This is a genomic window from Kitasatospora mediocidica KCTC 9733, from assembly GCF_000744225.1.
Taxonomy (GTDB): Bacteria; Actinomycetota; Actinomycetes; order Streptomycetales; family Streptomycetaceae; genus Kitasatospora; species Kitasatospora mediocidica.
The window spans coordinates 564,937-583,023 of record NZ_JQLN01000006.1 but is presented as its reverse complement, the minus strand read 5'-3'; the positions used below and the strand labels follow the sequence as shown (position 1 = coordinate 583,023).

Sequence of the window (18,087 nt, the reverse complement as noted above, 5' to 3'; positions counted from 1 at the left end):
AGAACCGCGGACCGGCACCGGTTCCCGGTCAGCAGCGGGTGTCAGACGGCGGCGGTGGTCGCCACCCACTGGTCGAACACGATGTCCTCCAGGGCCGCGCGTGCCGGTTCCCAGCCCAGGTCGGTCCGGATCTCGGTGGTGTCGGCGGTCAGGACCGGGGCCTCCCCCGGGAGTTCGGGCCCGTGGAGTCGCGGGACGCGGCGGCCGGTGACACGTTCGACGGTCTCGACGATGTCGGCGACGCTGGCGGGGGTACCGCCCAGGTTGTACGTGCGGGCGTGGCCGGGGCGGTTGCTGTGCAGGGCCAGGACGAAGGCGCGGGCGACGTCCAGGACGTGGACGAAGTCGCGTACGGCACCGCCGGTCCCGTTGATGTGCAGCTGCCCGTCGCCGCCGGCCGCGCCGTTGACCGCGACGTTGACCGCGCGGGGCAGGATCCGGGACGCGTCGCGGTCGCCCCGCCCCGCGTACGCGCCGGCGGCGTTGAAGATCCGCAGCGCCGTCGAGCCCAGGGCGCCGGTCTCGGCCTGCCATCGCACCGCGTGCTCGCAGGCGATCTTGGAGTCCGCGTACGGGTTGGCGAAGACCTCCGGGCTCTGCTCGCTGATCGGCTGCCGGGCGCGGTCTCCGTAGACGGCGCTGGTGGAGGCGAGGACCAGGCTGCCGGGGTGGCCGGTGCGCCGGGTCCGGTCCGCCATGGCGTCGAGGACGTTGACGGTGCCGCCCACGTTCAGGCGGAAGTAGCGGGTCGGGGTGGCGGCGTGGGACCTGACCCGGGCCAGGGCGGCGAGATGGCAGACGCCGTCCGCGTCCGCCGCGGCCTCCCGGACGAAGTCCGCGTCCGTGACGTCGCCCCGCCGCACCTCGACACCCGTGGGGAACACTGCTTCGGTGGCGTGGACGAGGGCGACGACCTGGTCGCCGTTCTCCAGCAGTTGCCGCACCACCGCCCCGCCGATGTAGCCCGCCGCGCCGGTCACCAGAACCCTCATGCGGTCATCCAAGCAGAGTGCCGCCCCCGGCGGTGGCGCAATCGGCCTGCCGGGTGTTGCTCGCGGACGGGCCTCGCGCGGGGCCGCTGGCCGGTCAGCCGTCGGCCTCCAGTTCCCGGATCTCCTGGACCAGTTGGGCCGCCGCGTCCTGGTCGCCCAGCTTCTGGAAGCCGTCGAGCGCCTGGCGGAGATAGCCGAGGGCGGCCTCGACGCGGCCGCCGGCGGCGCAGACGGCCCCCAGCCTGCGCAGGGCGTCGGCCCGGCCCCAGTCGTCGTGGATGCCCTCGAAGACCTCCAGTGCGGCCAGCAGGTCCGTGGTCGCCTGCCCGGCGTCGCCGCGGCGTCGGGCGATGTCGCCCAGCACGACCTTGCAGCGGGCCCAGGCGCGGTCGTCGCGGGTACCGTCCAGGTCCGCCCAGATCGCCAGCGCCTGGGCCCCCGCGCCCGCGGCCTCCTCCAGACGGTCCAGGTGGGCCAGGCACACCCCGATGGTGTCCAGGGTCGAGGCGGTGCCCGAACGGTCCGGCACCGGCAGGATCCGCAGGATCTCCAGGGCCTGGTACGACAGGCGCAGGGCCTCCTCCCAGTCCTGCCAGACCCGCGCGGCCATCGCCATGTCCTTCAGGGAGTCGGCCTGACCGTGCAGGTCTCCCAGCTCGCGGCGCACCCGCAGCCCTGCGGCGAAGGCCTCCTGGGCCTCCTCGCGCCGGTCCAGGACGCGGTAGCCCGTCGCCAGGTTGTTCAGCAGCCAGCCCTGTCCGGACCGGGCGCCGCAGCGCTCGGCGGCGGCCGCCGCCTCCAGGTGGGCGTCCACCCACAGGTCCCAGGACAGGTTCTGGGTCAGGAAGCCCCACATGCTCAGCGGGATCGACCACACCAGGTGCCCGAGGTCCTCGGCCGCGCCCGCCTGCACCACTGCCACCAGGTTCGCCTGCTCGACCCCGCACCACTCCAGTGCCGCGTTGCGGTCGTCGAAGGCCACGAGTTCGGCGCCTCGGTAGGGGCCCAGGTCCGGCCGCACCCGCCCCGGCCGCATGGCCTGGTCGGCGACGTCCACACAGTGGGTGTACCAGCCGTAGAGCGCCTCCAGCACGCCGCGGCGCTCGACGTCCTGCTCGGCCAGGCCGTTGCCGTAGGCGCGTACCAGGTCGTGCATCCGCCAGCGCTCGTACACCGGGCTCGGATCCAGCAGGTGGGCCCGTCTGAGCGCGGCCAGCCCGTGCGCGACCGCCCGCTGTCCGGCGCCGGCCAGCACCGCGACGGCCCGGCTGGACACGTCCGGCCCCGGGTTGAGCGACATCAGCCGGAACAGCCTGGCGTGCTCGGGCGCCAGGTGGCGGTAGGACAGCTCGAAGGCGGCCTGCACGCCCGCGTCCTCGTAGTTCAGTACGGCCAACCGCTCCCGCTCGACCGACAGTTCGGTCGCCAGCTGCGCCAGCGGCTGCGCGGGCCGGTCCGCCAGGAGGGCGGCGATGAGCCGCAGCGCCAACGGCAGCCCACCGCAGAGCCGGGCGATCCGCTGCGCGTCCGCAGGCTGGTCGGTGACCCGGGTGTCGCCCGGGCGGGCCAGCCGCAGCACGCGGTCGAGCAGGTGCACCGCGTCGTCCATACCGAGGATGTCCAGGTCCAGGAGTCGGGCGTCGAGCATGGCCAGGGTGTGACGGGACGTCACGATCGCCCCGGTGCGCCCGTCCGTCGGAAGGAGGTCCCGAACCTGGGCGACCGAGGACACGTTGTCGATCACCACCAGGATACGACGGCCCTCCTGTGCATAGCGGGCCAGGATGGAGTGGTAGAGGCGGGCCCGGTCCTGCAGCGCGGGAGGGATGTGATCCGCCGGCACACCCAGGGCGTGCAGGAAACCCTCGATCGCCTGGGCCGGCTCCAGCCTGCGGGCCTCGTCGTAGCCGAACATGTCGACGAACAGGGCTCCACCGGGAAACCATCCCCGGGTCCCCGCCCGTCGGGCGGCCTGCACGGCCAGTTCCGTCTTCCCGATGCCCGCGAGGCCACCGACCGCCGTCACCACCACGGTCTGCGGCCGGCCCGCCGCGGGCGCGAGGCCCGCACTCGCCTCGCCACCGCCGGCCCGGGGCGGGGCCAACTGCTCCAGGAGCTCTGTCAGATGCCCCTGACGGCCGACGAAGACCGACGACGCGGCAGGCAGCCCCTGCAGGGCCGGAGTGACCTGCTGGGGCAGCTCGATGACGATGTTTCGGCCCTGGACGACGGCCGAGAAGAATATCCCGCCAGAGATCTCGTTCCTCGCTCCGGCCACCGAACCGCCTCCAGGCCACGGGGCGTCCCGGCGACGTCACCCCCCACTGCGCCTAAGGTCACCACAGAACCCTTGTCCTGTCAGGCACTTGGCCGCACTCACTATCGCTCCCAGAGCGAGGACTTGACGACCGGATCGCGCTCCAGCACGCCCCGCGCGGACAGCTGCTCGGCCGACTCCAGCACCGCCCGGCGCAGCGCGAGCAGCACCGCGCCCACCGCGGGCGACGGCCCGTCGGCCGAACTCCGGTACAGCACCCGGGTTTCGAACATGCCGGTGACCGGGATCCCGGTCACCGTCCGGCGCTCCTGCTGCGCGGCCGAGCTGGCCGGCACGATCACCGCCCCCAACTGGGCGGCCAGCATGGCGCGGACGGCGGGAGCAGTGACCGCCAGGTGCTCGCGCGCCGGCTCGATGCCGTGCTCGCGGGCGAACCGGGCGAAGGCGTGGCCGCGCGCGGAGTCCGCGGGTGCGCTGATCCACGGCCGCCCGGCCAGCTCGGCGACCGACGTCGGCACCGGGGACCAGCTTTCGGGCACCACCAGCCGGTACTCGTCCTCCATCGCCACTCGGCACTGCGCGCCGGGCGGGACCTGCGGGGCGTGCGCGCGGTCGGCGGTGAGCACGACGACGTCCAGCAGGCCGCGACGCAGCTCCTGCAGGCTCACCGGGTACTCGACCTCGCGCAACTCCAAAGCCAGGCCCGGGTGTTCGGCGGCCAGCAGCGGAACGGCCGCGGTGCCCACGGCGGTCAGCACACCGAGCGTGACGCCGAGCGTCACCCGGCCGGCGATCTGCTGCCCATGCTCGGCCAAGTCACGTGCCGCAGAGGCTAGTTCGTCCGCGATCCGATGACCCCGGGCGGCCAGCGCCCGGCCGGCCCCGGTGAGCTCCAGCCGGCCGCCCGTCCGGTCCACCAGGGCGATCCCGGCCTGCTGCTCCAGCCGGGCCAGCGCCTGCGACACCGCCGAGGGGGTCACCGAGAGCCCGCGCGCCGCGGCGGCGATCCCGCCGGCCCGGGCGACGGCGTGCAGGACCAGCAACCGCCTGGGGTCGAGCTCGAACTCCACGGCCCCGCCTCCTCGCCCTACAACGGCTGCTCCACGTCCGCGCGGACGGACACCATCAGGTTAACGGCGTCGGTCGTGCTGAATCCCCGGAGCTGACGGTCGTTGAAGCCCTGCGGGTAGAAGGTGACCTCACCGAAGGTGGCGGCGGTCATCCAGAGGCAGGCGCTGTCCTCGGCGGCGAGGGTGCCGGACTGGTCCAGGGTCTGCGAGCAGATCCCCCGGCCGCCGTGCGGGCCGGGGTCGGCGTCCGACCACGAGGTGGTGACCCGGTCGCCGGTGCCGTCGTCGTGCGTGGCCGGCTGCTGCCAGAGCCGGGCGTGCAGTCGGGAGGGGTCGAAGGGCGTGCCGCCGGTGTTGTTGATGCCGATGAAGACGACCCACTCACCCTCCGCCGCATCGTCGTACAGCGCCTCTACGGGGGTGCCGGAGATACCGAGCTGCTGGGCGCTCTGCTGCTCGGCGGCGGCCATCTTCTGCTGACTGGCGCTGCTCGCCTGGTGGAAGGGGAATCCGCCGGCGCTGGCGGGGGCGCTGAGCCGGTAGGCGGGGACGCGGGGCGCGGAGGCGGCGGCAGGGGCACTGAGCCGCTGGACGGGCGCCCCGGGAGCGGGGGCGCCGGACGAGCAGCCCGCCCCCGCGAGGCCGAGCGCCAGCACGACGGCGCCCGTCGCGACCACGCGCTTGTTCTGGTACCTGGTCATGCGGCCACCCTGCCCGAGCGCGCCGACCCGTGGAAGCAAGCTCTGCTTAACCCTGACACCAGCTCAGCTAACGCCGGCGCACGGCCCCGGGGCCCCGGTGGTGGGTCGGGTACCGCTGTCGATAGAGTGCCTGGTCACGACCGCATCCGGTTCGCACCACGGGCGGGTCAGGGCTCTGCCGCAGTTCGTGGCACCTCCACAACTGCGATGACGGCACCTGTCTGCCCGGACCTCGGGGCACGGGGGCGGTCTTCACGACCGGGCAGTCGGGCCCCGGTCGACGGGTCAGGAGGAACGCGTGGCACAGATCATCGCCGAGGTCTCAAGGACGTTCAACGAGTTTCTGCTCCTGCCGAACCGGACACGGACCGACTGCTCACCCGCGACGGTCGAGCTGCGCGCCCCCCTGGTGCGGCACCGCGTGGGCGAGCGGTCGGCGATCGAACTCGGTTCCCCGTTCACATCGGCGATCATGCAGGCCGTCAGCACACCGGATCTCGCCATCGCGCTCGCGCGCAACGGCGGCCTGAGCTTCCTGCACCACAACCAGTCGATCCAGGACCAGGCCGCAGCCGTGCGCCAGGTGAAGAACTTCAAGGCCGGGTTCGTCACCAGCGACACCAACGTCCGCCCCGACGACAGCCTGAGCCACCTGGTCGCCGTGATGCAGCGGACCGGCCACAGCACCGCTGCGGTCACCCACGACGGCAGCGCCACCGGCCGGTTGCTCGGCCTGGTGACCTCCCGCGACTTCCACCCCCAGCGCCACGACCTCGACGGACCGGTCAGCGGCCGGATGACCGCGATCGCCGACATGCCCCACACCGGGGCCGACACCACGCTCTCCGAGGCCAACGCGCAGCTGTGGGAGCAGCGGCTGGACTGCCTGCCCGTGCTGGACGTCGAAGGCCGCCTGCAGTATCTGGTGTTCCGCTCCGACTACGCGGACAACAAGCGCTTCCCGAACCAGGCCGTGGACAGCGCCAAGCGGCTGCGGGTGGGCGCCGGCGTCAACACCCACGACTACCAGGAGCGCGTCCCGGCGCTGGTGGAGGCGGGCGCGGACGCCCTGTGCTTCGACTCCTCCGACGGCTACAGCGACTGGCAGGCGCAGGCGCTGACCTGGGTGAAGAAGCACTACCCGGAGATCCCGGTCGGTGGTGGCAACGTGGTCGACGGTGAGGCCTTCACCTTCCTCGCCGAGGCCGGAGCGGACTTCGTCAAGGTCGGCGTGGGCGGCGGCTCCATCTGCATCACCCGCGACCAGAAGGGCATCGGCCGCGGCCAGGCCAGCGCGGTGCTGGACGTCGCCGCGGCCCGGGACGCCTTCCGCGAGCGCACCGGCGAGTATGTGCCGATCTGCTCCGACGGCGGGCTGGTCCACGACTACCACGTGGCCCTGGCGCTGGCGATGGGGGCCGACTTCGTCATGATGGGGCGTTACTTCGCCCGCTTCGACCAGGCGGCCGGCGCCAAGCTCCCCACCCGGGACGGCTTCGTGAAGGAGTACTGGGGCGAGGGCTCGAACCGTGCCCGCAACTGGCAGCGCTACGGACAGGGCGGCCAGGGCCTGATCTTCGAGGAGGGCGTCGACGGCTACGTCCCCTACGCCGGTGACCTCAACGAAGGGCTCGCCCTGACCATCGCCAAGCTCAAGACCACGATGGTGTCCTGCGGCTCCGCCACTCTTGCGGAGTTCCAGTCCACGGCCCGGCTCACCCTGGTCTCCGACCAGAGCTTCCAGGAGAGCCACGCCAACGTCACCCTGCGGGACGCCCCGGCGACCATCGCCTGAGAAGCCGTCAGGAACCACGCCTCGCCGCCCGTTCCGCCCCGCTCACGGAACGGAACGGGCGGCGAGGCGGGCGCCTCAACCGCGGTGCCGCTGTTGATGGAGCCGTTCGATCTGGGGGACTGTCATCTCCACGCCCGGGAGAGCGTTGATCTCGTCCCGGACTCGCCCGGCGGCGTGTCGGTAGGCGTGATCGGCGAGGACGGCTGACACCGTGTCGCGTACGGTCTCCGGGGTGACGGTGACCGGATCGAGTGTCCGTCCCATGCCGAGTTCGACGCAGCGCCTGGCGTTGTGCGGCTGGTCGGCGCCCATCGGCAGCAGGACCGACGGCAGGCCGTGGGCGAGGGTTCCCATCAGGCTTCCGGAACCGCCGTGCGAGATGACGAGGTCGCAGTGCGGGAGGACCTCGTCCTGCGGAATGAACCTCTCGATGCGGATCCGGCCCGGCTGCGGTCCGAACTCGGCGGGATCGATGTGCTCGCCGACGGTCATGACGATGTCCGCGGGCAGGTCCCGGAGTCCGGCCAGGACCCGCGTGTGCAGGTCGGGGTCGTTGTAGACGGTGCCGAGGGTGAAGTAGACGGTCGGCGTGCGTGAGGTCGCCCCCGGCGACGGCTCGACTGTCGGCCGGTACGAGAACGTCGTGGCCGGCAGCGGGGCGTCAGGAGAGCGGAAGTTCGGCGGGAAGGGCGACAGGACCAGGCCCCGGTCGAGCATGGTGAGCGCCGGGTCCGATGGAAGGCCGAGCTCGGACCGCAGTTGGTGCAGCGGGTCCGCGACGAGCTCCTTGCGCAGGAACGTCCCGGCCGCCAGGACGAGCACGGTCGCGCACGGCAGGCCGAGCAGCTCAGCCGCGACTGCCGTGCCGAAGTCGACCTCGTCGCGGACCAGTACGTCGGGCTGCCAGGCACGGACAATGTCCGGAATCACACTGGCGTACCGCCGCGCCCCGCGACCGGCGAACCCGTCGCGAAGCTGTCGGTCCTCGCCCTCGGGATCGACGGGTTCCAGCGGCACGCGTTCCGGTGCCGGTGGCCTGGGCCGCGGCTCACTCGTGGCGAACGCGGTGAACCCGGCCGCCTCGATCGTCGAGACCATGCTGCCGCTCCCGGCCACGGCGACCGTGTGCCCGGCCGCTTCGGCGGCATGGGCGATCGGAACGAGGGGGTTGAAGTGGCCGCTGCCGCCGATGAAGGTGAACAAGATCCGCATCGGGGGAAGGTATCCCAGACCGACCCGGTGATCCGAATCCGCTGGGGTGCCGTCGCAACCGCCCGCGTGCGCGTGTCCGGCCGCCTGCGGGTGAGGCTTCTGAACCGTGGTCATGAGCCGCGACACGCCCAGGTCCCGGCCGGCCACCCGGCACGAAGAGCTTAAAGATCACGTTGCACACCGTTGGATCAACGAGAACCCACACCGAGGTCACACCTCGATGCAGCTGCACATTAATTCTCCGTTCCCGCACGATCTTGCCTAAATCCCCCTTAAGCTCGCCCGCAAGGCGGTTATCCGCCATGTCCATGCACTCCCTCATGAAGTCGGTCAGCCGACCATCTGAACGATGAGAGCAGGGGATGACACGCACAACTGAACAAACGAACGGCATCACTCAAGGGCCCGGCGCGGGGCGACGATCGGGGGTGTTCGGCCTACGCACCCTGGGCGCTCTCGCGGCCCTCACGGTGGGGCTCGGCAGCTGCTCGCTGCTGTTGGCGCCGTCAGCGTACCCGCAGGCCGGGGACGGCACGGTGACGGTCCGGGTGATCCGGGCCGTGGACGACACCGGCGTGTGGACACCCGGACTCGAGCCGGGCCTCGGCGGTGTCACGGTGACCCTGACCGATGACGCCGGCACCACCGTCGACGGGGTCACGGCCGCCGACGGTACGGTCACTCTGGCGCCGGCGCAGAGCAAGGCCACCGGCGGCAAGTACCGTGTGCAGGTGGTGAATCCGCAACCCGGTGTGCTCTTCCCGGCCTTCGCCTCGCGGCAGGGCCTGGACGGCGCGCCGACCCAGCTGAGCAGCAACGAGGAGTTCGTCGACCTCTCCGGCCAGAAGAACGCCTCCTACACCACCGGTCTGTGGAGCCCCGGCGACTACTGCCAGAAGAACGCACCGCTGGTGACGACCTGTCAGCCCGCTACTCGGGAGGGCGGATCCCAGCGCACGCTGGTCTCCTTCCCCTACGACACGCGCGGCCAGGACGGCGCGGGTGGTGTCAACGTCACCGACATCGCCACCAACGCCGACACCGGAACGCTGTACGGCATCGCCTGGAACAAGGCCGACAAGCGGGTCTTCTCCTCCGCGGTGGCCAAGCGCACCACGGACTACGGTCCGGGTGGAGCCGGCGGCATCTACGTGACCGACATCGCGGCGAAGAAGACCTCGCTCTTCACCGTGGTCCCGGACGCGGGCACCACGGCGCACAGCCCGGGCACCGATGACGCCTTCCTCGCCGCGCCCGGCAAGGAGAGCCTGGGCGGCATCAAGGTCACCGACGACGGTTCCTCCCTGTTCGTCGTCAACCTCGACAACCGCAAGCTCTACGAGTACGACGCCACCGCCACGACCGCCGCGGCGCCCAAGGCCGCCTTCGGCATCCCGGACCCGGGCTGCCCGGCGGCCGTGGACTGGCGACCGTTCGGCCTCGGCATGCAGGACGGGCTCGGCTACGTCGGCGGTGTCTGCTCCGGCGAGTCCACCGGCAAGACCTCCGACATGCGCGTGGTGGTCATGCCGTTCAACCTCGCCACCGGGGCCTTCGGCAAGCCGGTGCTGGACCAGCCGCTGAACTACCCCCGGCAGTCCACGGTCGGTTCGGGCGCGTGCGACGGCGGCACGGGGTGGTGGCCCTGGACCAACACCTGGCCGACCTCGCAGAACGGCCAAGCCTGCACGAGCTACCTGGCCCAGCCGGAACCGGAGTTGGGCGAGATCAGCTTCGAGACCGACGGCTCGATGCTGCTGGCCTTCCGCGACCGGTTCGCCGACCGCGCACCGGCCGGCCCCACGCCGGGAACCCCCGGGCTGGTGCTGTCGGGCGGAGACCTGAACAAGGCCTGCCTGTCGGGCGGGACGTACGTGATGGACACCAACGACGGCTGCGGGCTCTCCCCCCGGGGTACCCGGTTCTTCGACAACAGCCGGCTGGGGGCCCACCGCAACGCCGCGTTCGCGGGGATGGCGCTCTCCAAGGTGGAGGACAGCATCGCGGTCTCCAGCTTCGACCCCAACAGCACGGCCTTCGGGACCGGCACCGCCTTCGTCGGGCGGGACGGCAAGCAGCACCCGCCGGACGGCCTGCGGCTCAACCCGGCGGGCGCCAACTCGGCGTTCGGCAAGGGTGCCTCGATGGGCGACCTGGAGGTGCTCTGCGACCAGGCGCCGCTGCAGATCGGCAACCGGGTCTGGTACGACCCGCAGCGCACCGGCATCCAGGACCCGGGCCGGCTGCCCGTGCCCGGTGTGACCATCCACCTGTACGACGGGGCGGGCAAGCTGGTCGGCACGACGAAGACGACGGCGCGAGGGGAGTACTACTTCGACGACTCCGACGTCACCGGCGGGCTCAAGCCGAAGACCGACTACACCATCAAGCTCGACGCGCCGGCCGACTACGCCAAGGGCGGACCGCTCTACGAGTGGGTGCCGACCGACGCGGACGTCGGGACCAACCACTTCATCGACTCCAAGGGCACCGTGCCGCCCGGTACGGCGTACCCCGTGAAGGCGCTGACCACGGGCGGCCCCGGCGAGAACAACCACACCTACGACTTCGGTTTCCGTCAGCAGGAGGGCGTGCTTCGCGTGGTCAAGCACGACCAGGACGGCAACGCGCTGCCCGGGGCGACGTTCCAGCTCTGGAAGGAGAGCAACGGCACCACCGGTCTGCAGGCCACCGGGTCGAAGCCGGACACCAAGGTCGGCAGCCCCTGCACCACCGGGGCCGACGGCATCTGCCAGGGCAACGGCACGGTGGGAACGTACTACTGGCAGGAGGTCAGCCCGCCAGCCGGCTACAGCGCGCCGGACTCGACGGTCTTCGGTCCGCTGGTGCTGGACGCCGACGACCTCTCCACCGGCGTCTCGGTGACGGCGGTCAACCAGAAGATCGTCACCCCGACACCGACCCCGACGCCCACGCCGAGCCCCACGCCGGCACCGACCCCGACACCGACGCCGGACCAGCCCCCGACGCCGACCCCGACCACACCGGGACCGGTGGCGCCCGGCCCGGGCACCCCGCCCGGCTCGCACCTGGCCTTCACCGGCATGAGCGAGGCGGTTCCGCTGGCCCTGGCCGGCGGTGCCGCGTTGACCGGCCTCGGCGCGGCGGTGCTCGTGGTGATGCGCAGGCGCAGGACGCCGGCGCAGCAGGACTAGGGCCCAGGAGTCCTGGAGCGGATCGGGCGGGTTCCTCGGCCACCGGCCGGTGGGCCCGCCCGACTGTGTGACCGATCGACCGACTGCAGCTCCTAGGACCGACGAGAGAAGGCGACCGGATGGCTCGCAAGACCAGGATCGACGCCCCTGCGCCACGCCGGACCGGCCGGCTCCGGGCGCTGGTCGCGCTCGCGGTGTGCGGCGCGGTGGTGGGTGGCGTGGCCGCCTACCGGGGCCTGTCCGGCGGCGGCGGCGGTGAGCGGCCGGTGACGATGGACGAGGCGTCACGGCTGGCGCTGTCACGACTGGACCTGTACCAGGCGAGCCCCGTGACGGTGACCCTGACGGCCGCGGAGGGCGGCGGCGTGGTGCTACGGGTCAGCGGGGTGGTGGACTATCGCACGCACCACGCCGTCGGGAGCTACCGGACCACCGGGGCGTCCGGCTCGTCCGGCTCGTCCGCGTCGCCCTCCGGCCAGCTCGACCACGGCCTGATCGTCTGGGACACCGACGGCCTCGGCCTGGCCCCCGCGCTGGACGGCAGCCCGCCCTGGCAGCAGGCCGAGCACATCCCCCGCTCCGGCTGGTCGCCGCGCTCCTACACGACCGATCCGCTGGACGCCGGGCTCCAACTGCTGCTCTCGCTGGGCGCGGACCGCCCCGACAACCCGCTGCTGCTCGCCCAGTCCGGAGCCCGCTGGCTGGGCCGCGACCGGATCGACGGCCGCGACTACGACAAGCTGTCCGGCCCGCGTGCCGAGGGCACCACCCCCGGCACGGGCCCGGACGGCGGGAAGTCCCCGCTGACCTACTGGGTGGACGGCAACGGCGGACTGCGCAGGGTGACGATGCGGATGCCGGGCCTGGGCACCCCGACCACCCTGGAGTTCGCCGGGCACGACGCCGCCGCCAAGCTGCCGGAAGCGCCGTGGGCCACCGACTGATGACCCGCCGTCGACCGACGACCGGTCAGCGTGCCCGCGGCACGGCTGTGGCGTCCGTCGGGAGCGGATAGGCGTCCGGATCCACGGTCCCCGGCAGCCCGGTCGCCGGCACGGCCGGGACCGTCGCGTCCGGCATCGACGGCTGCGCGGGCGGCGCCGGCACCTGGCTGAACGGCACTCCGGGCGGCGCCTGCACCGCGGCCGCCCGGCCCGTCGGCAGGGTGCCCCGGACGCCCGCCCCGCAGGCCGCGAGGTGCTCCAGGCCGTCCGGGCTCTGGATGACGGGCTGGTTGCCGTCGAAGCAGTTGCTGGGGTCGGCGGCGGCCAGCACCAGGTCGGCGCCGTTGCCGGTGACCCGGTTGCCCTCGACCCGGTCGTCGCTCGCCGGGTGCCCGGGCGGGTCGGTGACGACCACGCCGACCGCCGTGTTGCCCTGCACCAGGTTGCGCTGCACCCGGTCCCCGGTACCACCGCCGATGCCGATGCCGATCCCGAAGCCCCCGTCCGCCTGTTCCGGCGTGTCGGCGGCGTTGTTGTCGGCGACCACATTGCCCGCGATCACCGCGCCGTGCTGCGGGGCGAGCGCCTCCTGGTCGTTGGAGTTGACCGTGACGCCGACCCGGTTGCCGGTCACCAGGTTGCCGAGCACCGACAGGCCCTCGGAGGCGTTGGTGAGCTCGATGCCGACCGCGTTGTGCTCCATCGTGTTGCCGCGCACCAGGGTGTCGCACGGCCGGCACTGGCCGACGTAGATGCCCGAGTCGGCCTGCCCCGAGGCGTAGGAGTCCTCGATCACGCCGCCGTGCGCGTCGAAGGCGTAGATGCCGTACAGGCCGTTGTCGTAGGAGGTCACCCGGCTCGCCCGGAAGCCCTGGACGGCCGGGAAGCGGGCGGTGTCCAGCGGGTTGTAGGCCGAGCCGCCGGCCCCGCGCTGCTGCAGCTTCTGGTCGGTGACGCCGGTGAACAGCACGCCGTTGGCCAGGTACCCGTGCACGGTGAGGTTCTCCACCACCGAGCCGGCGCCGGTCACCGTGATGCCGTTGACCAGGCGCACGCCGCCGTCGAAGACCACCGTGTTCCGGTCGGTTCCACGCAGCACCACGTCGGGCTTGGTGAGTTGCACGCTCTCCTGGTACACACCCGGGCCGATCAGCACGGTGTCACCCGGGCGGGCCACCTCCACCGCCTGCTGCACCGTGTGGAACTCCTGCGGCACCCGCAGGACCGTCCCGTCCGGGTGCCGCGCGTCCGCGGAGCCCGAACCCGCCGAGGAGCACCCGGCGGCCGCCAGCACCATCGCCGCGACCAGGACCGACAGGCGCACCGCCGCCCGCGCCGCCACCGCCCGCGGCCCCGCCGGTCGGATCTGATGGCGAATCAACACGGGCTCAGCACACAGCATTTGCATGACAGGTTTCTATCGTCTCCAATAGCCCTATGCCCGCCGAACCGGAAAACGCGCAGGATCCGCTGCCACCCGCCGCGACCGTTCTGGGCCGGCGCGGCGCGCTGCTGGCCGCCGGCGCGGTGCTGGCCGCCGGGATCGGCGCGGCCGCCGACGAGCTGGCGCACAAGGAGTTGACGGCCCGTCACGGGCGGTCGGCCGCACCGCCACCCGAGGGTGCGGCGGTCCCCTTTCACGGGCCCCGGCAGGCCGGTGTGACGACCTCTCAGCAGCCGGCCACCCAGCTGCTCGCCTTCGACCTGCCGCAGACCACGGTCGCCGCCGGCCGGCAGACCCTGCGCGGCGTCCTCGACGCGCTGACCCGGACGCTGGCCGACGCGGGCTCCGAGGCCCCGTCGGATCTTCGGCTGGCTGGCGGTGGCACGACCCGGCTCAGTTCGTTGGTCGGCGTCGGCCCCGCGCTCGCCACCCGGCTCTCGCTCGACGTGCCCGCCGGGTTCGCCGAGCTGCCGGCCTTCCCCGGCGACCGGCTGGACCCGGCGCGCGGCGGCGGCGACCTCCTGGTCCAGCTGTGCGCTGCCGACCGTTGGACGCTGACCGTCGTCGCCGAACTCGTCGGCACGGCAGCGCGGTCGGCCGGGGCATTGCCCCGCTGGACCCAGTCCGGCTTCCTGTCCCCGACCGCACCCGGCACCACCCCGCGCAACCTGTTCGGCTTCAAGGACGGCACCGCCAACCCCGACGCGGCACAGGACGAGCAGTTCGTCTGGGGCCCGCCCGGGGCGCACCAGAACGGCACCGTCCTGGTCTACCGCCGGATCCGGATGGACGTCGCGGGTTTCGCCGCCCTGCCCGGCGACCGGCGCGAGCGGATGATCGGCCGCCGGGCGGGCGACGGCGTCCCGCTGACCGGCACGGCCGAGCACGACGACCCGGACATCTACGCCAAGAACCCCGACGGCTCCTACGTCATCCCCGCCGACGCCCACGTCCGCCTCACCAGCCCCCGCCTGGACGGCGGCGCGCGGATGCTCCGGCGCAGTTACAGCTACGACGACGGCCCCGCCGACCGGGGTCTGCTCTTCTGCGCCTTCATGCGCGACCCGGGCCAGTTCGTCCGGGTCCAGGACCGGCTGGCCACCCGCGACGCCCTCGCCCCCTTCCTGCAGCACCAGGCCTCGGCCGTGGCCTATGTGCTGCCCGGCGCCGCCGACGGCGGGTCGCTCGGCGACCGGCTCTGGACCTGACGGGGTCGCAGGCCCGGACCACCGCAGCAACCCGCACGCCGTTCGCGCCTACAGGAGGACGAGCAGCTTGGTGCCCGGCACCAGCTTCCGGTTGACGGAGGTCGACTGGACGAACACGGTGTACGACGGGTTGTCACCCGGCTTCACCGTCGCCTCCGACGTCGGCAGGCCGAGGAGGCGACGGGCCGCCGGGCCCGAGAACACGTTGCCCGTCATCCGGCCGGTGGCCGGGTCCTTCTCCGCCACGGCGAGTTGCTTGTTGCCCTGGATCTTCTCGCGCTTGGACAGCTCGTAGAAGGCGCAGCCGGTCTTGTACAGGTGCCCGGCGGTGGTGACGAACTCGCGGATCGGCAGCTGCTGGTCGACCGGGACCAGGATGTACTTGCCGCTGTCCAGGGCGTCGAGGTTGGCCGTCACGTCGGCGGCGCTCAGGTCCTGGCCCATGGCGAACAGGTTCCTGGTACCGCGCACGCCCTGTTCGCGGCCGCGCAGGAAGCTCGTGGCAGCCGCCTTGACGGTGCCGATGGCCTCCTCGACGCCCTGACTGGAGTCCGCGTCCCAGATCGCGATGTTGCCTGCGGGGAAGCCGTACTCCTGGGCGGTGCGCTTGGCCAGGGAGTTGGGGACCAGGATCGCCGAGGTCCAGTGGTCCGGCAGGTTGTCCATGGCGCCGTGGATGCGGTCCATCCAGCTGCGCAGGACGGCGGTGCCCTGCTTTCCCTTCATCCGGGTGTGCATCTGGCCGGTCTCCGAGCAACCGGAGGCGTTCTCCTCGCCGTCGGTGACGACGACCTGGAGGAAGGAGTGTTCCCCGTACCCCTCCCAGATGTTCGTCAGGTCGTCGACGGACTTCACGGCCGCCTCGATCAGCGCCGTCGCACCGTTGTCGACCTTGTAGAGGCCCTGCAGGGACGGCAGGTGCTTGACGTCCATGTCCCAGACGAGGTTCTGCACCTCGTGGTCGAAGGCGTAGAGGCTGATGCGGGTCTCGTGACCGAGCCGGTCGGACTCCTCCTGGAGGCCCTTCACGAACTCGTCCACCACGCGGACCAACTGCGCCTCGTGCTGACGCATCGAGCCGGACTTGTCGACCACGAGCGAAACGTGGTTGACCTTGTGGTTGATCCTGTTCGCAGACATGGTTCCACCCCTTTTTCGGCGCCTTTCCGGCGTCCCCTCCAGCGTTGTTTCCACACTAGGGGGCAGCACTGACAGTCGGCCCTGACCTGGGCTTCCCCGGGCACCGACCGCTCGCGCTCCAGTGGAATGTGTACTGACAGACGGTCAAAAGGCTTGAGTACGGCCCGGACGGCCATTCAGCCTTCACTCCGGCACGGTGAACGCTTCGGTGATACCGCCATCGAGTGGCAGCGCGGCGCCGGTGATGAAGCCGGCGTCATCACCGGCGAGGAAGGCGATCGCCCCGGCGGCTTCCTCCAGTGTGCCGAATCGCCCGGTGGGCCAGTGCACCAACCGCTTGTCCAGCGCGCCCGGATCGCGGTCGAAGACCGCTCGTTGGGCGGGGGTTTCGATCGGCCCGAACAGCACCGCGTTGACGCGGACCCCGCTCCGCGCGAGGTGAACGCCGAGGTCTCTGGTCAACTGCACCACGGCGGCCTTGGCGGAGGCGTACGCCATGGGAGCCGTCGCCGACCCGACGGCGGCCAGGAACGACGCGGCGTTGATGACGGAGCCGCCGGCCGGTTCGGTGTTCCGCAGGTGCGGGATGCCGTGCTTGCAGGCGAGGAAGATGCTGGTCAGGTTCGCGTCGTGGACCAGGCGCCAGGTGTCGAGGCTGGTGTCGAGCGCCGAGTGATCGCCACGGTCCATCAGTCCCATGTTGTTGTAGATGACATCGAGGCGGCGGTAGCGGCGGACGACCTCCTCGTACATCCGCTGGACCTCGGACTCATCGGTGAGATCGGCCCGCACCACGTGCTCCCCGACCGAGTGCTCGACCTTGTCGACGCCGATGACCACGGCGCCTTCTCTCGCGAACCGCCCGGCGACCGCCTGGCCGATCGCACTGGCGGCACCGTTGATCACGCAGACCTTACCGGCGAGCGTAGCCACAGACCTTCACACCCTCTCGCAGAACCCGGATCGTCACCCATCGCCGGGCAGATCGGCAGGAAGACCACGTGCTTGCCGGTCTGCGAGGCGCTTGCCCGATCCTGCCACGCGATCACCGTCGTCAGGGTGGACGACGGTGTCGCGCGGGCTGGGCGCCAACACTCCCCAAACCCTTCGATTTACAGGCCATTCGCCAGCTCGAAGGGAAAATGAAAGGCGTTGGTCGCGTTTGGGTGTACAATTTGAAGCACGAGGGCGGCCTCCGGGACCGGCATCAGGGTGATGCCGACGGACCGCTCGTGACCAGGGGGAGTTCACCATGACCTACCAACTCGACATCGCACGCGCCACGCTCGACGAGCGCCTGCGGGAGGCCGAGAAGCACCGCATCGTCCACGCGATCCGGCTCAAGGACCGCGCCGAGCGCACCATCCGACGCGCACACCAGGCCCTCACCGACCTGACCGCATGACCACCGCAAGCGCGACGGGCCGTCACCGGAACAACGGTGACGGCCCCTTCCGCTTCCCCCGCCTCCCCCGCTGACGATCCGCCACGAACCGGCCGGGGCGCCGGTGACAGCGCGGGTCGCGCCGGGATCGGCACCGACGGGACCCGGGGCAGGGACAGCTGCCGGGGCCGTCCGCGGACGCATCGTGCGCCCGCGTTCGCACATTGACCCCGAAAACCGCGATCATGGGGTCCTCGTCGTCAGCCACGTCATCCGAGCAGAGCAGCGCACGGTGGCGACGGCCCGGCGACGAGGCAGACTCACCCAGATCCCACCCACCGCTTCTCACCGAAAAGGCACCACCGTGGCAACCGACTACGACGCCCCACGCAACACCGGCGACGACTCCAACGACGACAGCATCGAAGAACTCAAGGGCCGCCGCGACGACAAGACCGGCTCCGCCGTCGACCTCGACGTCGAAGCCGTCGAAGGCATCGAACTCCCCGGCGCCGACCTCTCCGGCGAAGAACTCACCGTCCGGGTCATCCCCCTCCAGCAGGACGAGTTCACCTGCATGACCTGCTTCCTCGTCCACCACCGCACCCAACTCGCCGGACAGGACAAGAACAACCAACCCATCTGCCGCGACTGCTCCCCCAACGACTGACCACCGACCCACCCAGGTCCGGCACCGGGGCCCGGCCCGGGCGCAGGCGATGACACGAACAACGGCGTCCGCC

The 18,087-nt window shown here is 71.9% G+C and carries 14 protein-coding genes; 6 read left to right on the top strand and 8 right to left on the bottom strand.

Annotated elements, in window-relative coordinates; genetic code table 11:
- Positions 1-41: 41 nt before the first annotated feature.
- From BS80_RS28900 to BS80_RS28885, 4 genes are all read right to left on the bottom strand, one after another.
- Positions 42-992, bottom strand: coding sequence for an NAD-dependent epimerase/dehydratase family protein (locus BS80_RS28900; RefSeq protein ID WP_035803586.1), 951 nt, complete (start codon positions 990-992; stop codon positions 42-44).
- A gap of 94 nt (positions 993-1,086) precedes the next feature.
- Positions 1,087-3,270: a tetratricopeptide repeat protein gene (locus tag BS80_RS28895; RefSeq protein WP_051967324.1), complete on the bottom strand. Its 2,184-nt coding sequence runs from the start codon at positions 3,268-3,270 to the stop codon at positions 1,087-1,089.
- 101 nt (positions 3,271-3,371) lie between these two features.
- Entirely contained in the window at positions 3,372-4,340 is a 969-nt protein-coding gene (locus BS80_RS28890; protein ID WP_051967323.1) for a LysR family transcriptional regulator, read from the bottom strand.
- Between the two features lie 17 nt (positions 4,341-4,357).
- Positions 4,358-5,041, bottom strand: a complete 684-nt coding sequence (locus BS80_RS28885; RefSeq protein WP_035803584.1) for a hypothetical protein — start codon at positions 5,039-5,041, stop codon at positions 4,358-4,360.
- A gap of 298 nt (positions 5,042-5,339) precedes the next feature.
- On the opposite strand from BS80_RS28885, the gene BS80_RS28880 reads away from it, so the two are divergent.
- Positions 5,340-6,836, top strand: a complete 1,497-nt coding sequence (locus BS80_RS28880; protein ID WP_035803582.1) for an IMP dehydrogenase — start codon at positions 5,340-5,342, stop codon at positions 6,834-6,836.
- A 75-nt stretch (positions 6,837-6,911) separates the two neighbouring features.
- Here the strand turns inward: BS80_RS28880 and BS80_RS28875 are convergent, their stop codons facing one another.
- Positions 6,912-8,048 (bottom strand): glycosyltransferase, encoded by a 1,137-nt coding sequence (locus BS80_RS28875; protein ID WP_035803580.1) that lies wholly within the window; start codon positions 8,046-8,048, stop codon positions 6,912-6,914.
- A gap of 428 nt (positions 8,049-8,476) precedes the next feature.
- Between BS80_RS28875 and BS80_RS28870 the strand changes: the two genes are divergently transcribed.
- Positions 8,477-11,224, top strand: coding sequence for an SdrD B-like domain-containing protein (locus tag BS80_RS28870; RefSeq protein WP_232246683.1), 2,748 nt, complete (start codon positions 8,477-8,479; stop codon positions 11,222-11,224).
- Between the two features lie 119 nt (positions 11,225-11,343).
- Positions 11,344-12,168, top strand: a complete 825-nt coding sequence (locus BS80_RS28865) for a hypothetical protein (RefSeq protein ID WP_035803575.1) — start codon at positions 11,344-11,346, stop codon at positions 12,166-12,168.
- A 25-nt stretch (positions 12,169-12,193) separates the two neighbouring features.
- Here the strand turns inward: BS80_RS28865 and BS80_RS28860 are convergent, their stop codons facing one another.
- Positions 12,194-13,552 carry a right-handed parallel beta-helix repeat-containing protein gene (locus BS80_RS28860; RefSeq protein ID WP_232246682.1) on the bottom strand — a complete coding sequence of 453 codons (1,359 nt, stop codon included), beginning with the start codon at positions 13,550-13,552 and terminating at the stop codon, positions 12,194-12,196.
- Between the two features lie 53 nt (positions 13,553-13,605).
- Here BS80_RS28860 and BS80_RS28855 point away from each other — a divergent pair, with 53 nt between their 5' ends.
- Positions 13,606-14,820, top strand: coding sequence for a Dyp-type peroxidase (locus BS80_RS28855; protein WP_063772098.1), 1,215 nt, complete (start codon positions 13,606-13,608; stop codon positions 14,818-14,820).
- 48 nt (positions 14,821-14,868) lie between these two features.
- Here the strand turns inward: BS80_RS28855 and BS80_RS28850 are convergent, their stop codons facing one another.
- Together BS80_RS28850 and BS80_RS28845 are read right to left on the bottom strand one after the other, a co-directional pair.
- A complete protein-coding gene (locus tag BS80_RS28850; protein WP_035803573.1) occupies positions 14,869-15,960 on the bottom strand; it encodes a vWA domain-containing protein in 1,092 nt (363 codons plus the stop codon).
- Between the two features lie 183 nt (positions 15,961-16,143).
- The gene (locus BS80_RS28845) at positions 16,144-16,893 is read right to left on the bottom strand and encodes an SDR family oxidoreductase (RefSeq protein WP_035803571.1); all 750 of its coding nucleotides are present in this window, start codon (positions 16,891-16,893) and stop codon (positions 16,144-16,146) included.
- A gap of 319 nt (positions 16,894-17,212) precedes the next feature.
- On the opposite strand from BS80_RS28845, the gene BS80_RS41200 reads away from it, so the two are divergent.
- A complete protein-coding gene (locus BS80_RS41200) occupies positions 17,213-17,365 on the top strand; it encodes a hypothetical protein (RefSeq protein WP_157536656.1) in 153 nt (50 codons plus the stop codon).
- A gap of 343 nt (positions 17,366-17,708) precedes the next feature.
- The gene (locus BS80_RS28840) at positions 17,709-18,014 is read left to right on the top strand and encodes a DUF4193 domain-containing protein (protein WP_035791728.1); all 306 of its coding nucleotides are present in this window, start codon (positions 17,709-17,711) and stop codon (positions 18,012-18,014) included.
- Positions 18,015-18,087: the final 73 nt, after the last annotated feature.